At 72.6% G+C, this 14,363-nt stretch carries 14 protein-coding genes; 7 read left to right on the top strand and 7 right to left on the bottom strand.

The window, feature by feature from the left end; translation table 11 throughout:
- Together AN216_RS04510 and AN216_RS04505 are read right to left on the bottom strand one after the other, a co-directional pair.
- On the bottom strand, window positions 1–395 hold a 395-nt coding region (locus tag AN216_RS04510; protein WP_139140856.1), incomplete at its 3' end, for a maleylpyruvate isomerase N-terminal domain-containing protein.
- Window positions 396–634: 239 nt separating this feature from the next.
- Window positions 635–1,240 carry a TetR/AcrR family transcriptional regulator gene (locus AN216_RS04505; protein WP_079166251.1) on the bottom strand — a complete coding sequence of 202 codons (606 nt, stop codon included), beginning with the start codon at window positions 1,238–1,240 and terminating at the stop codon, window positions 635–637.
- Window positions 1,241–1,369: 129 nt separating this feature from the next.
- Between AN216_RS04505 and AN216_RS04500 the strand changes: the two genes are divergently transcribed.
- A complete protein-coding gene (locus AN216_RS04500) occupies window positions 1,370–2,023 on the top strand; it encodes a hypothetical protein (protein WP_070195280.1) in 654 nt (217 codons plus the stop codon).
- Between the two features lie 607 nt (window positions 2,024–2,630).
- Here the strand turns inward: AN216_RS04500 and AN216_RS04495 are convergent.
- On the bottom strand, window positions 2,631–5,492 hold the full coding sequence (locus AN216_RS04495) for an FAD-binding and (Fe-S)-binding domain-containing protein (protein ID WP_070195279.1): 2,862 nt from the start codon (window positions 5,490–5,492) through the stop codon (window positions 2,631–2,633).
- Between the two features lie 160 nt (window positions 5,493–5,652).
- Here AN216_RS04495 and AN216_RS04490 point away from each other — a divergent pair, with 160 nt between their 5' ends.
- From AN216_RS04490 to AN216_RS04475, 4 genes are all read left to right on the top strand, one after another.
- Window positions 5,653–6,069, top strand: a complete 417-nt coding sequence (locus AN216_RS04490) for a hypothetical protein (RefSeq protein WP_070195278.1) — start codon at window positions 5,653–5,655, stop codon at window positions 6,067–6,069.
- A gap of 195 nt (window positions 6,070–6,264) precedes the next feature.
- Window positions 6,265–7,383, top strand: a complete 1,119-nt coding sequence (gene serC, locus AN216_RS04485) for a phosphoserine transaminase (RefSeq protein ID WP_070195277.1) — start codon at window positions 6,265–6,267, stop codon at window positions 7,381–7,383.
- Between the two features lie 214 nt (window positions 7,384–7,597).
- Entirely contained in the window at window positions 7,598–7,867 is a 270-nt protein-coding gene (locus tag AN216_RS04480; RefSeq protein ID WP_070195276.1) for a type II toxin-antitoxin system Phd/YefM family antitoxin, read from the top strand.
- Complete coding sequence (locus AN216_RS04475) at window positions 7,864–8,115, top strand: type II toxin-antitoxin system RelE family toxin (RefSeq protein ID WP_070195275.1); 252 nt, start codon at window positions 7,864–7,866, stop codon at window positions 8,113–8,115. The genes AN216_RS04480 and AN216_RS04475 overlap by 4 nt, the downstream gene beginning before the upstream one ends.
- Before the next feature lie 145 nt (window positions 8,116–8,260).
- Here AN216_RS04475 and AN216_RS04470 read toward each other — a convergent pair whose 3' ends face one another.
- Window positions 8,261–9,121, bottom strand: coding sequence for an ABC transporter permease (locus tag AN216_RS04470; protein ID WP_070195274.1), 861 nt, complete (start codon window positions 9,119–9,121; stop codon window positions 8,261–8,263).
- Entirely contained in the window at window positions 9,118–10,206 is a 1,089-nt protein-coding gene (locus AN216_RS04465; protein WP_107401891.1) for an ATP-binding cassette domain-containing protein, read from the bottom strand. The genes AN216_RS04470 and AN216_RS04465 overlap by 4 nt, the downstream gene beginning before the upstream one ends.
- A 175-nt stretch (window positions 10,207–10,381) precedes the next feature.
- Here AN216_RS04465 and AN216_RS04460 point away from each other — a divergent pair, with 175 nt between their 5' ends.
- On the top strand, window positions 10,382–11,143 hold the full coding sequence (locus AN216_RS04460) for a TetR/AcrR family transcriptional regulator (protein ID WP_070195273.1): 762 nt from the start codon (window positions 10,382–10,384) through the stop codon (window positions 11,141–11,143).
- A 75-nt stretch (window positions 11,144–11,218) separates the two neighbouring features.
- On the opposite strand, the gene AN216_RS04455 is transcribed toward AN216_RS04460, so the two are convergent.
- Window positions 11,219–12,370: a hypothetical protein gene (locus AN216_RS04455; protein ID WP_079166247.1), complete on the bottom strand. Its 1,152-nt coding sequence runs from the start codon at window positions 12,368–12,370 to the stop codon at window positions 11,219–11,221.
- Window positions 12,371–12,457: 87 nt separating this feature from the next.
- On the opposite strand from AN216_RS04455, the gene AN216_RS04450 reads away from it, so the two are divergent.
- The gene (locus AN216_RS04450; RefSeq protein WP_070195272.1) at window positions 12,458–13,201 is read left to right on the top strand and encodes a GDSL-type esterase/lipase family protein; all 744 of its coding nucleotides are present in this window, start codon (window positions 12,458–12,460) and stop codon (window positions 13,199–13,201) included.
- Window positions 13,202–13,229: 28 nt separating this feature from the next.
- Here AN216_RS04450 and AN216_RS04445 read toward each other — a convergent pair whose 3' ends face one another.
- On the bottom strand, window positions 13,230–14,225 hold the full coding sequence (locus tag AN216_RS04445) for an aldo/keto reductase (protein ID WP_070195271.1): 996 nt from the start codon (window positions 14,223–14,225) through the stop codon (window positions 13,230–13,232).
- Window positions 14,226–14,363: the final 138 nt, after the last annotated feature.

Genomic DNA, 14,363 nt, shown 5'->3' with positions numbered 1-14,363 from the left:
TCTCCATCAGCCGCGAACCAGGGCACCCGCCGCCCGTCGGGCAGCCCGGCCAACTCCCGCCCCAACCGCCCGCGGGCGTCCCGCCAGCGACGCAGCAGCTCCGCGGGCGGCAGTGCCGCGTAACTCTCCGCGCCGGTGTCCACGGCCTCGCCGGACACGGCCTCTCCGGACACGGCGAGGGCCTGCTCGGCAGCCCGGCGGAACGCCTCCTCGTCCCGTACGGCCAGCAGCGCGGCCTCGTCGGTCCACAGCAGGTGCCCGATCTGGTGGGCGATCGTCCAGCCCGGCGCGGGGGTCGGCCGCCGCCACCGCTCCTCGGGAAGCTCGGCGACCAGGCGGTCCAGCTCCTCGCCCTCCGCCCGCAGGTCCTCGAACACCTCGGTCGCGTCGGCCATGCCCTGCTCCCCTCCCGCGTACGGCAGTTCGCCGGACCGCGCGCCACCGGGCGGCCCCGAGGAGACGAGCGTGGCAGCGGGGCAAGAAACAAGCAAGCGTGCTTGCATGATTTTTCCGCGCGCCGGCCCGCACCCGTACGGCTGTTAGCACCGGCGTTCCCGGGACAGGCCGTGCCACCGCGGGTCGAGCCCGCGGAGTCGTGGGGCACGGAGCCACGGCGCGCCGGATGGGCCGGCGGCTACGCTCCGGAGCTGAGGACGCAGTCGACGGCCATGTACAGGGTCTCCGTCTCAGAGGCCAGGATCGACTCCCGGGCGGGCAACGCCCTCTCCGTCGCGAGCCCATTGAGGACGGTCATCAGGAACCGCGCACGTCGAGTGTTGTCCCCCGGGGCCAGCGCACCTTCCCGGGTCAGACCCGCCAACCAGGACTCGACCCGGCGTTGCCCCTCCTGCTCCATGGCGAGATAGGCCGCACGCACCTCGTCGGTAGGCTCGGGAACGATGAACGCCTCGTACACCTTGCCCCATGCCTCCCGTGCCTGCCCCCCCACTCCGGCGGGCGCGAGCACCTGCCGGAGACAGTCCACGAGCCGGTCCCGCGCCGGCAGCGCGGGGTCCTGACTCCAGCCCTCGGACGCCACCTCGTCGTAAATCCGGGCGAGCACCTCATCCCGCAGCGCGCGCTGCGTGGGGAAGAAGTGCCGGAGCGATCCGGTGCTCACCCCGGCCCGCGCCGCGACCGCGCGCACGCTCAGACTCGCCCCCGCGTCCTCCGCGATCATCGCGACGGCCGCCGCCACGATTCTGTCCCGAGAGCTGGCGCTCGCCTTCTCCTGTGCCAACGTCCGCACCTCCCATTACACCGTACTAGTACGCCGTGCTAGCCTCGCCCTCAAGGGCACTGTCACAGTGTGTCAGTGCTGCCAGCGCCGCCCGTGCGGCGGTCCGAGCGAGCACCGGGAGGCCGGGAAGTGTTCGAGGAGCGGCGGAAGCGCCGGGCGGCGCGGCGCGTGCGACCGGGAGACGGACGACCACTCCAGCGCTTTCGCTGGTGGCAACTGCCCGGCCGCGCGCTCTTCTACCTTCCGCTGACGCGGGACGACGGCCATCAGGCGATGTACGCGGTGGACGTCCGGCACTGGCAGAATCAAAGCTCCGGCGAGGTCAAGGCCCACCTGTACCTCGACGGCAGACTGCACGCCGAGTCCAAGATCCCCGCTGCTTTCCCGGTGCCTTACGGCACGGTCGAGGTGGCGATGAGCGGCTTCGGGATCAAACGCTGCCACTACGTCACCGCAAAGGGCACGGAGCACCAACTCGCCCCAGACCTCGCCTCCGCCGAGGGCCGCCGCGCCCACCTAGACAACAACCATCCGACGCTGAGTCGCTGGATCGGCCGCTGCTCACTGAGCATGCTCCTCGTCGGTGCCGGCCTGCTCCTCCTGCAGATCGTGGAACCGATCGCCCAGACGCCTCCGGTCGCCGCCCGTATCGGGAGCTTCGACTCACCCGTGGACCTGCCACTGTGGCTCAACATCGCGCTCGGGGTCGGGGCAGCGGCGGGAAGCATGGAGCGGGCCCTTCGGCTGCGCTACCACTGGCTGCTCGACGGCGCGGCGAACTGACGCCTGTCCGACCGGGGTTCACCCGGCCAGCAGGTGCCACGCAGCACAGCCGCTCACCGCTCGGCCCCCAGTACGGCCCGCACCCGCTTGCCCCACGGGGTGGATCGGTGCCCCACACGTCCGCCAGGTACTCCACGAGCGCCAGCCCTAGCCCCTCCGCCTCGGTCACTTACGGGGCGCGGCATTGCGGCAGGACCGTGGACATGTCCACCACCCCGACACGGACGTGCCTTCGCCCGAGGCGGGTGACAGTCACCCGGGATCGATTTCCTATGGGCGTGCCGCACGGTGTTGGACACCAACCCGGACACGGGCAACACCCCGTCGTCAGCCAGTGCGTCCAGCCCCCAACGGCTGCGCCAGGCGGCCCAGACGGCACACGGCGGAACCCTCTCGGGCTTTCGTGGCAGGGACTCGGTGCAGTGGAGGTGCCCCGTGGGGCGAACCATGGTGCTCGCCGTTCGTCGCGACATGGTGATCTGCTCTCCCGGATGGGCCGAACCCCGGGCTTGCCACGCCGTTACCGTACCGAGCGGGCGGGCCGTGGCGCCCGCCCGCTCGCGCGGAGCCGTATCGCCGTCGGCCCCTCGGCCGGCGCTGCCGGCCCCTACGTCTGGCTGCCCCCGGCCCGCTGGTCGCGCGCCGCGAGTCCCTCGGCCAGCACCTGAGCCAGGTGCCGGCTGGTACGCCCGCCGAGCTGTTCCAGCTGGGTACGGCAGGAGTAGCCGTCCGCCAGCAGCTCGGTCTCCGGATCGGCCCGCAGCGCGGCCCGTACGGACGGCAGCAGCTCGTCCTCGGCGCAGGCCGTCGACACCTCGTAATGCCCGTCCTCGAAGCCGAAGTTACCCGCCAGCCCGCAGCACCCGGCGCTCAACTCGCCGCTCAGCCCGGCCCGTTCGCGCAGCCTGCGGTCGGCCGCGTCGCCCAGCACGGCGTGCTGGTGACAGTGCGTCTGGCCGGCGACCGGGCGGTCGATCCGCGGCGGCTCCCAGTCCGGCGCGTGCTCCTCCAGGGTCTCCGCGAAGGTGTGTACGGACTCCGCGAGCCGCTCGGCCCGCGGGTCGTCGCTCAGCAGCTCCGGCAGGTCCGTACGCAACGCGCCCGCGCAGGACGGCTCCAGCACCGTGATCGGCAGCCCCGCGTCCAGCGCCGGCCCCATCCGGTCCAGGGTGCGCCGCATGACCGTACGCGCCTGGTCGAGCTGCCCGGTGGAGACGTACGTCAGCCCGCAGCACACCCGCTTCGGCGGTACGGCGATCCGCAGCCCGGCGTCCCACAGCACCCGCACGGCCGCGGAACCGGCGTCCGGGTGCAGGTGGTTGGTGAAGGTGTCCGGCCACAGCACGATCCGCTGCCCGCCAGGCTGTTCCGCGCGCCCCGGCTGGCGACGCCACCAGCGGGTGAAGGTGTCGTTCGGCAGCTGGGGGATGTCCCGCTCGGGTGCGATCCCACCGAGCCGCTTGCCGAGTGCCGCCAACGGCTCGATCCGCGCCCCCGCGTTCAGCAACGGAGCGGCGCGGGAGGCCGCAGCCAGCCGCAGCCACTGCGGCAGCCGGCCCATGGAGTAGTGCGCCAGCGGGCGGCGCCGCCCCTCGTAGTGGTGGTGCAGGAACTCCGCCTTGTACGTGGCCATGTCCACCTCCACCGGGCAGTCGCTGCGGCAGCCCTTGCAGGACAGGCACAGGTCGAGCGCGTCGCGTACCTCCTCGGACTGCCAGCCGTCGGTGATCACCTCGCCCGCCAGCATCTCGTGCAGCAGCCGCGCCCGGCCCCGGGTGGAGTGCTTCTCCTCGCCGGTGGCCCGGAAGGAGGGGCACATGACGTTGCTGCCGGCCGAGGGGTTGCGGCACTTGGCCACGCCCACGCAGCGGCGTACGGCGGCGGAGAAGTCGCCGCCGTCCTGCGGGTAGCCGAACTCCACGTCGACGGGCTGCCGGGGCAGCGGCGTGAAGCGGAGGTTCTCGTCCATCCGGTCCGGGCGCACCAGCATGCCCGGGTTCAGCCCGGCGTCCGGGTCCCAGAGGTCCTTGAACCGGTCGAACAGCCGGATCATCTCCGGCCCGTACATCTTCGGCAGCAGCTCGGCCCGCGCCTGCCCGTCGCCGTGCTCCCCGGACAGCGAGCCGCCGTGCGCGACGACGGCGTCGGCGAGGTCGTGGCTGAAGTCCCGGAAACGCTGGATGCCTTCGCCGGTGAGCAGGTCGAAGTCGATACGGACGTGGATGCAGCCGTCCCCGAAGTGCCCGTACGGCAAACCCCGCAGGTCGTAGCGCCGCAGCAGCGCGCGGAAGTCCTTGAGGTACGCGCCCAGTCGCTCCGGCGGCACCGCGCAGTCCTCCCAGCCGGGCCACGCCTCACTGCCGTCCGGCAGCCGGGTCGCGGTGCCGGACGCGTCCTCGCGTACCCGCCACAACGCCCGCTGCCCGGCCGGGTCGGTCACCACGGCGTCGTCGGTGGTGCCGTCCGCCGCCGCCCGGCACACCTCCTGGGCGCGTGCCCGGGCCTGCTCCGGCTCGTCCCCGCCGACCTCCACGAACAGCCAGGCGGCGCCGCGCGGCAGGCTGGCCCGGGCGGCGTCGCCGACCAGGTCGTTGGCCATGCCCTCGACGGTCAGCGGTCCGTGCGCGAGGAGTTCGGCCGCCGCCTCCGCCGCCGCGCTCTCGTCCGGGTAGCCGAGGACGGCCAGCGCGCGGGCCCGCGGCGCGTCCACGAGCCGTACGGTCGCCTGGGTCAGCACTCCGAGCGTGCCCTCGCTGCCGGTGAACGCCCGGGCCCAGTCCTCGCCCTTCTCGGGCAGCAGCTCGTCCAGCGCGTAGCCGGAGATCCGCCGGGGCAGCTCGGGGAAGCCGGTGCGCAGCCGGGCGAGTTCGCCCTGTACGAGCTGCTGGGCGCCGCGCCGGATACCGGCGGGCACCCCGCCGCCGCCCGGGCCGAGCACCGCGCGCTGGCCGCCGTAGGTGAGCACGTCCAGCTCCCACACGTTGTCCGCGGTGGTGCCCCAGGCGACGGAGTGGGAGCCGCAGGAGTTGTTGCCGATCATCCCGCCGAGGGTGCAGCGGCTGTGCGTGGAGGGGTCCGGGCCGAAGGTCAGTCCGTGCGCGCTGGCGGCGCCGCGCAGGTCGTCGAGGATGACGCCGGGCTGTACGAGCGCGGTGCCGGCGTGCGGGTCGATCGCCTCGATCCGGTTCATGTGCCGGGCGAAGTCCAGCACGACGCCGACGCCGGTGGACTGCCCGGCGATGGAGGTGCCGGCGCCACGCGCCACCACGGGGACGCCGTGCTCCCGGCAGGCGGCCAGGGCCGCCGCCACGTCGTCGGCGTCCCGGGGCGCCACGACGCCGACCGGCACCCGGCGGTAGTTCGAGGCGTCCATGGTCATCAGTGCCCGGCTGCCCGGGTCGAACTCCACCTCGCCGTGTACGGCCCCGCGGAGCGCCTGCTCGATATCCCCTGCGTTCGCTGCTGCCATGCCCCAAGCCTGCCTGTTCCCGCTCCGGTATCCGAGGGGGGCACCCCGATCCCGTACCTCGGGGCGGGCACACGGGGCGGGTACACGCGCGGTTACGCGGGCCCGGCGCCTGGGGGTACGCGCCCGGTGCCGCCCGCCGACCGGCCCGTACGATCGGCACATGCCCGCAGAAGAGCCCCTGACCCGCGCGTCGTTCCGGAAGCTCAGCCGGATCAGCACGCCCGAGCCGATGCCGCGGCTGCCGACCCGCCGCTGGACGGACGCCGAGTGGGCGCGGCTGCGGCTCGGCCACAAGGCCCGCCGTATGAAGGGCAAGTGGCAGGTGTTCGCGGAGGACGAGACGGTGTACGTCCATCGCAGCTGGACCGGACACGGCGTCTTCGAGGCTTGCCTCGAGGAGGACCCCGAGGGCGGGTGGCGGATCGCCTCGGCGGTCGTCGAGAGTGACCCGGAGCGGTACCGCAGCCGCGGCCCGGAGTTCGCCAGCGTCACCCTGGAGCTGGTGCTCAGCTCCGTCGTACTGGGGGAACCGGCGGAGGAGCTGTGGGCTCGGTACGCGGAACTGCTCGAGTCCTGATCCGGGTCCCGGCTCCGTCCCGGTCCACCGTCACCGGAGCACGGCGGGAACTCCTCGCGCCCCCGCACGCGCCGAGCCCCCGGCCCGCACCCGGTGCGTGTGTGCGGGCACCCGGGTGCCCGCACACACGTGCCCGCACGTCTCGGCGGACGGACGCCCTCTTGGAGATCGCGGGAAAGGCACTACGCTGCTGCCGTGGCTGATATCCAGATTCCCGCTGACATCAAGCCCGCCGACGGTCGATTCGGCTCGGGTCCGTCCAAGGTGCGTACGGAGGCGCTGAGCGCGCTCGCCGGCACGGGCAGCTCCCTGCTGGGCACCTCACACCGCCAGGCTCCTGTGAAGGACCTGGTGGGCAGGGTGCGTGAGGGCGTCTCCGCGCTGTTCCAGCTCCCCGAGGGCTACGAGGTGGTACTCGGCAACGGCGGCAGCACCGCGTTCTGGGACATCGCGACGCACGGCCTGATCGAGGAGCGTTCCCAGCACCTGAGCTTCGGCGAGTTCTCGTCGAAGTTCGCCAAGGCGGCCAAGCTCGCGCCGTGGCTCGCGGCGCCCTCGATCGTGGAGTCGGAGCCGGGCACCCACCCGGTGCCGGCCGCCGAGGCGGGCGTGGACACGTACGCCCTCACCCACAACGAGACCTCCACCGGCGTCGCCATGCCGATCAACCGGCCCGCGGGCGCGGACGCCGGTTCGCTGGTGCTGGTCGACGCCACCTCGGGAGCGGGTGGCCTGCCGGTGGACATCCGGGAGACCGACGTCTACTACTTCGCGCCGCAGAAGTCCTTCGCCGCGGACGGCGGTCTGTGGCTCGCCGCCTTCTCCCCGGCCGCGATCGAGCGGGCCGAGCGGATCGCCGCCTCCGAGCGGCACATCCCGGAGTTCTTCAACCTGAAGACGGCGATCGACAACTCCCGGAAGAACCAGACGTACAACACCCCGGCGCTGGCCACCCTCTTCCTGCTCGCCGACCAGCTGGACTGGCTGAACGGGCAGGGCGGCCTGGACTGGGCGGTGCGGCGTACCGCCGACTCGGCGCGGCGGCTGTACGGCTGGGCCGAGGACGTGAAGTACGCCTCCCCGTTCGTCTCCGACCCGGCGCAGCGCTCCGCGGTCGTGGGCACCATCGACTTCGACGACAGCGTGGACGCGGCGGCCGTCGCCAAGACGCTGCGGGCGAACGGCGTGGTGGACACCGAGCCGTACCGCAAGCTGGGCCGGAACCAGCTGCGGGTGGCGATGTTCCCGGCCGTCGAGCCGGCGGACGTCCAGGCGCTGACGGCCTGCGTGGACTACGTCATCGAGCGGATGTGACACCCCACTGACTCCCGGTGCCCCACCCGGCACCCTGACCCCGGGCGTCCGACCCCGCACGCCCCGATCGGCCCGCCGCCAGCACGCGGCGGGCCGATCCGCGCACGAGCGACCCGGCGGACGAGAAGGCGCGGCCCGGCGTCCCGCCCGTGGGCCACAGGTGGCGGACCCGAAACAGCCGACTCACAAGAGTACCCTTGTGTACACTTTTTCCATGAGTGACACGATCGGTCTCAGGGACGCGCGGACCCAGCTCGGCAGCCTCGTGCGCAAGGCCGCCGTCTCCCGGGAGCGGACCGCCATCACCGACCATGGTCAGGTGGCGGCCATACTGATCAACCCGGCGGAGCTCGCTGATCTCGAGGACGAACTCGCTCTCGCACAGTACGAGTTGGAGAAATCCCGCGCGGACGCGGCACCCTCCGTGCCACACGAGCAGGTGGTCCGGGAGCTTCGCGAATCGTCCCAGGACAGCGCCGCGTGAGCTACGACGTGGCGTGGCGGCCGGCTGCGAGGAGCGCGGTCGCCAGATTCCACAAGTCGGACCCCGACGGGGTGAATCAGGTGCTCGACTCGGTCAACCTACTGGCGCGGGAGCCGCGCCCCCACGGAGCGACGAAGTACGGCTCAGACGAGATCTTTCGCGTGCACGTCGGGCGCTATCGCCTGATGTACGAGGTGCGGGACGCGTTAGTGACCGTCATCGTCGTGCACGTGGGCCGGATACCCTGACCTGGCGACGGGTCGACGATCGACCTCCACACCGCTGGTCGCGGGGCCCGACTTCGTAGGCCCCGATGGGCCCGCCGCCAGCACGCGGCGGGCCGATCCGCGCACGAGCGACCCTGCATCCGGCCACCCGCTCGATGCGCCCCGTTCAGCGGGCCAGGTTCCCGAACTTCCGCACCGCCAGCGGGAGGAACACCGCCGTGATCACCAGCGGCCAGACGACCGCCATCAGTTCTGCGTGCTGCTCGATCCAGCTGTCGCCGACCGGCGCCCCGGCCTCGAACAGCTCGCGCACGGCGGTGGCGGTGGAGGAGACCGGGTTCCACATGGCGACGGCGCCCAGCCAGTCGGGCATCGCCGAGGGCGGGGTGAACACGCTGGAGACCATCCCGAACGGGAAGGCCACCGCGAAGAGGTTGTTGGCCGACTCCTGGTTCGGGGCGAGCAGCCCGATCCACACCCCCACCCAGATCAGCGCGAAGCGCAGCAGGAGCAGCAGCGCGAAGGCGTACAGGGTGGCGAGCGCCCCGCCGTCGGAGCGCCAGCCGACCACCAGGGCGATGACGGCCAGCACCAACAGGTCGAGTGCGGCGTGCAGCACGTCCGAGACGCCGCGACCGGTGACCACGGCGGAGGGAGCCATCGGCATCGAGCGGAACCGGTCGGTGACGCCGCGCTCCTTGTCGATGACCACGGCCCCCGCGGTGTTCATGAAGCCGAACGCCATGGTCATCGCGAACATGCCGGGCATGGCGTACGTCGTGTAGTCCACGCCGCCGCCGACGTCCATCGCGCTGCCGAAGACGTAGACGAAGAGCAGCACCGAGACGATCGGGAAGCCCAACTGCCAGGCGATCAGCGAGGGTTGCTTGACCAGGTGGGTGAGGTCGCGGCGCACGATCGTCCAGCAGTCGGCGACGGCCCAGTAGATCCGGCGTTCCGGCCCGTCCGGGTCGCTGGCCGCGGTCCCTCCGGAGGGGCCACCGGCGGTGATCTCGTCGACGCTCATACGGATGCCTCACTCCTCGGGCCTGCCTGGCCCGGCTCCTCGTCCGCCGTGTCCAACGCGCCCGCCGGGCGCGCCGCTTCGTCCGCCGTCGCCGGGTCCGCCGGGTCCGCCGAGTCCGCCGGATCCGCGGCGAGGTGCCCGGTCAGGGCCAGGAAGACCTCGTCCAGCGTGGGGCGCCGCAGGCCGATGTCCGCCACCGCCACCCCCGCGTCCCGCAGGCTGCGCGCCGCCTCGGTGAGGGCGGCCACCCGGTCGTCCACCGGGGCGTGCACCCGGAGTTCCTCGATGTCCGTCTCCGGCTCGCCGCCCTCCGCCGCGACCCGCGCCACGGCCCGTACGATCTCCGGGATGTCCTCGGCCGCGCCCGCCACCACCTCGATACGGTCGCCGCCGATGGCGCGCTTCAGTCCGCTCGGGGTGTCCTCGGTGACGTTGCGCCCGCGGTCGATGACGGCCAGGCGGTCCGAGAGCCGGTCGGCCTCGTCCAGGTAGTGGGTGGTCAGCAGCACGGTGGTGCCGTCAGCGGCCAGGTCGCGTACGGCCTGCCACACCTCGCTTCGGCCGCGCGGGTCCAGCCCGGTCGTCGGCTCGTCCAGGAACAGCACCTCGGGCGCCAGGATCATGCTGGCGGCCAGGTCGAGCCGGCGCCGCATGCCACCGCTGAAGCCCTTGGGCTGCTTGTCGGCCACCTCGGCCAGGGAGAACCAGTCCAGCAGTTCCTCGGCCCGACGTCGGGCCCGAGCCGTCCCGAGGTGGAATAGCCGGCCGAACATCTCCAGGTTCTGGCGGGCGGTGATGATCTCGTCCACCGCGGCGTTCTGCCCGGTGAGACCGATCCGGCGGCGCACCGCGCGCGGCTCCCGGCGCACGTCGCGGCCGCCGACCCAGGCCCGGCCCTCGTCCAGCCGGGCGAGCGTGCTCAGGATGCGGACCGCGGTGGTCTTGCCCGCGCCGTTCGGGCCCAGCAGGCCGTAGACCGTGCCGCGCGGCACGGCCAGGTCGAAACCGTCCAGGGCGCGCTTCTCGCCGTACGACTTCCGTAGGCCCTCGGCGAGGACCGAGTGGTCGGAGGCTCGCGTACGCACGTGTTCCCTCCCTCGTGTCGTGACGGACACACCCGATAACTGGGTATGCCGTACTCAGATCAAAGAGCGTACGACATACCCAGTTCGTTCGCGACACCTTTTCCGCGCCGGGCAGCCTGGCGCCTTCCCGCGCCGGTCAGCCCGGTGAGCGGGTGTCCCTAGGATGTGGAGCATCATGACGACAGCACAGAGCGGCGGCGGCGACCTCCAACGCGGACTCGAACTGCTCTGGGGGCTCAAGGAAGCTCCCACCCGAGGCCCCAAGCCCGGGCTCACCCTGGAGCGCATCGTCTCCGCCGGGGTGTCCATCGCCGACGCCGAGGGCCTGGAGGCGCTGTCCATGCGCCGGGTCGCCACCGAACTGGGCGTCGGCACCATGTCGTTGTACCGCTACGTCCCCGGCAAGTCCGAACTGCTCGAACTGATGCTGGACCACGTGAGCGAGGAGGCGAACCCAGGCGACCTACGGGAGCTGGACTGGCGTGCCGTGCTCGAGGCGTACGGGCACGGCGCCTGGCGGATGCACCTGGCGCACCCCTGGCTGCTCCAGGTCAACCTGGCGCGTCCGCTGCTCGGGCCGCGCGCCATGGCCGGCTTCGACCAGGTGATCGGCGGCCTGGCGGCCCTGGGCCTGAGCGACCAGGAACGCCTCATGCTGCTCGGCACGGTCGAGAGCCACGTCGCCGGCAGCGCCCGCGCACACGTCAACGCACTGCTGGCGGCGCAGCGTACGGGCGTCAGCGACGAGGACTTCTGGGACGCCCAACGCCCCTTCCTCAGTCAGGCGATGGCCAGCGGCGGCTTCCCGGCGCTGGAGCAGCTGGACCCTGGCACCTTCGATGTGACCGGGGAGCAGATCTTCGAGTTCGGGCTGGTGCGCCTGCTGGACGGCATCGGGGAGTTCATCAAGTCGCGGGAGGCGGCCCGGGGCGAGTGACGTGGGCGGCACGGACGAACACCAGGTCGCGGTGAGCGGCAAGGGGCGCCCTCGCAGACGAGTCGTTCACCCTCGTCACTCCCGGCGGCGAAACAGCCGCCGCAGGCCCATCCACACGATCATCGCCAGCACGAAGGTCGCCGCGGCGCGCGGCAGCGCGCTGTCCTCGTCCCCGTCCGAACCACCGCCCCGCCGCTCCTCCGCGCGCTTCTGCTTCGCCGCCCGCTCCGGCAGTACGTCGTCCTCGAGTTCGGTCGGCTTCACCACCTCCGAGACGCCCTCGGTGCCGAACATCAGCGCCCGTCCGTCCGGGGTGAAGGTCACCGACTCGCCCTGCCGCTGCATCGGCACCGGAACCGTGTCGATCGGCTTCGGGCGGCCCCCGTCACCCTTCTCCTCGCCGCCGGACGGTTCTTCCGACGGGCTACCCGAGTCGCCGTCCGACGCGCCGGTCCAGCGGTACATCTCCGCGCCGAAGTAGCTGCGCAGTACCAGCCGCGTACCGTCCGGGGAGAACGCGCCGTCGGTGGCCCACATCTCGGTGTCGGCGATCCGCCGGAAGGTGTTCACGCCGGAGGCGGACAGCTCCCGCGGGCCGGCGTACACCCCGCCCTGGTCGTTCTTCTCCTTGCTGGCGAGGTAGGCCCGGCCGGTGCGCGGGTGCACCATCAACGACTCGGCGTCCCGGGGCCCGTCCGCGTACCGCACGGTGTACCGGGTCGGGGTCACCGTGACCTCCCCGAGTTTCGTGGGTTCCGGGAAACGGTAGAGCCACACCTCGCTCCAGCCGCCGCCGGTGTTGTCCCCGATGTCGCCGAGGTACAGGTTCCCGTCCGGGCCGAGCGATATCGCCTCGGCGTCGCGTGGCGTGACCCCGCTCAGGGTCACGGTCGCCACGGTCTTCCCGGTCTCCGCGTCCACCGCGTACACGTCGGGCTGTGCCGGGCAGGAGTCCCCGTCGGCGCAGGGCGGGGAGTCGTTGTGCGTCCAGTACACCCCCTCGTGCCGCTGGCTGGCCACCAGGCCGCTGGCCTCGGTGATCCGGGAGTCCCGGACGGTGAACTCCTCGGGCGTACGGTCCCCGGCCGCCCTCGGTACGGCGGCCGCTCCAGGTGTGCCGAACGGCGCGGCGACCGCCAGCACGAGCAGCCCGCCGACCACCGAACGGAGCGCCGTGGAGCCGTGGTTCGCGAGAGTCCCGGACGGCCGGGAGCGGGGTGGACGCATGTGCACAAGACTGCCATCCCGCTCCCGGAGCGCCCGCGTGACCAGCCTCACGCTGACGGGCACCGACCGCTGGCGCAGGATGTACGGATGCGGATCATGTTCGTCGGCGACTCGATGACCGTCGGCAGCGCCGGCGACGTGACCTGGCGATACCGGATGTGGCAGCGCCTTGAGCGGGACCCGCGCTGCGGCCCGTACACGATCGTGGGGCCCCACGACAGCCTGCACGAGGGCTCACACGCCTACGCCGCCCCGGACTTCCCGGCGCACGCCCGGCGCCACCTGGCCGACTGGGGCGCGGGCTGGACGCACCTGGCGCCGGCGATCGGGGACGCCGTACGCCAGACGCGGGCCGACACGCTGCTGGTCTCGCTCGGGCTGATAGACCTCGGCTTCTACACGGACGTGCCGCAAACCCTGGAGAACGTCCGGCACTTCCTCAGCGAGGCGCGCGCGGCCAACCCGCGGACACGCCTCGTACTGCTGCCCGTCCTGCCCAACGTCCGTGCCCGCACCGACCCGCGCTTCGCCGCCGCCTGCGCGGAGTTCAACGCCGCGCTCGTCCGCCTCGTCGACGCCCGGCAGACCGCCGACTCCCCGCTCCGGCTGGCCGCCGCGCCGCCGAACTGGACCGCCAGCCGGGACACGTACGACGGCACCCACCCCGGGCCGCGTGGCGAGCGCCGGATCGCGACCGCCTTCGCGGACGCGCTGCTCGGAGGGTGGGGACGGCGCGCTCCGGGTGAGAACGCGGGCGAGCCACGAAGCTTGGTGCCGCCGCCGGCCGTCCCGGACCCCGTGGGCACGGTTCCGGTCCCGGCAGCCCGGTGACCTTCCGGGCTCTCCCCGCCTCACCCCCTCACCAGGCGAACGCCTCCGGGCTCGGACCCGGCCCCGGGAAGATCCCGTCCAGCGCGGTCAGCAGCTCCGGGTCCAGCTCCAACTCGACCGCGCGCAGCGCCGAGTCCAGTTGCCCGACGGTGCGCGGGCCGACGATCGGCCCCGTCACGCCCGGCCGGGTCAGCAGCCAGGCGAGCGCCACCTCACCGGGCTCCAGGCCGTGCTCGGCGAGCAGCTCCTCGTACGCCTCGATCTGCTTCCGTACCCGCGTGTTCGCGAGCGCGTCCGCCGACCGGCCGGCGCTCGTACGCGTCCCGCCGCCCTCCCGCTCCTTGCGGACCGCGCCCCCGAGCAGCCCGCCGTGCAGCGGGGACCAGGGGATCACGCCGAGCCCGTAGTCCTCGGCGGCCGGGATCACCTCCATCTCGGCGCGCCGCTCACCCAGGTTGTACAGGCACTGCTCGCTGACCAGGCCGTACGAACCAAGCCGCGCCGCCGTCTCGTTGGCCTTGGCGATGTGCCAGCCGGCGTGGTTGGAGGAGCCGGCGTAGAGGATCTTGCCCTGCCGCACCAGCACGTCGACGGCCTGCCAGATCTCCTCCCAGGGGGTGCGGCGGTCGACGTGGTGGAACTGGTACAGGTCGATGTGGTCGGTACGCAGCCGTCGCAGGCTGTCATCGACGGCCCGGCGGATGTTCAGCGCGGAGAGCCGGTCGTAGTTCGGCCAGTCGTCACCCTCCGCGCCCATGTTGCCGAACACCTTGGTGGCCAGCACCGTCTTGTCGCGCCGGCCGCCGCCCTTGGCCAGCCAGGTGCCGACGATCTCCTCCGTACGGCCCTTGTTCGCGCCCCAGCCGTAGACGTTCGCGGTGTCGAGGAAGTTCACGCCGGCGGCGAGCGCGGCGTCCATGATGGCGTGACTGTCCGTCTCGTCGGTCTGCGGCCCGAAGTTCATGGTGCCCAGCACCAGTCGGCTGACCTTGAGTCCGGTACGTCCAAGCTGTGTGTACTTCATCCGCCCAGCAAACGCGCTGGAGCGCGCTCGAGGCAAGATGCCACCCGAGTCACACGGGTGGCGCTGGCGGACGGGCGCGCCCGCCAACGAGCGGGCGCCGGCACGGCTCCACGGGTACGGGCGCGCGTCAGACCCGAC

It is taken from the genome of Streptomyces oceani, assembly GCF_001751245.1.
GTDB lineage: Bacteria > Actinomycetota > Actinomycetes > Streptomycetales > Streptomycetaceae > Streptomyces > Streptomyces oceani.
The sequence above is the reverse complement of the archived record's forward strand: the minus strand, read 5'-3'. Positions and strand labels throughout refer to the sequence as shown.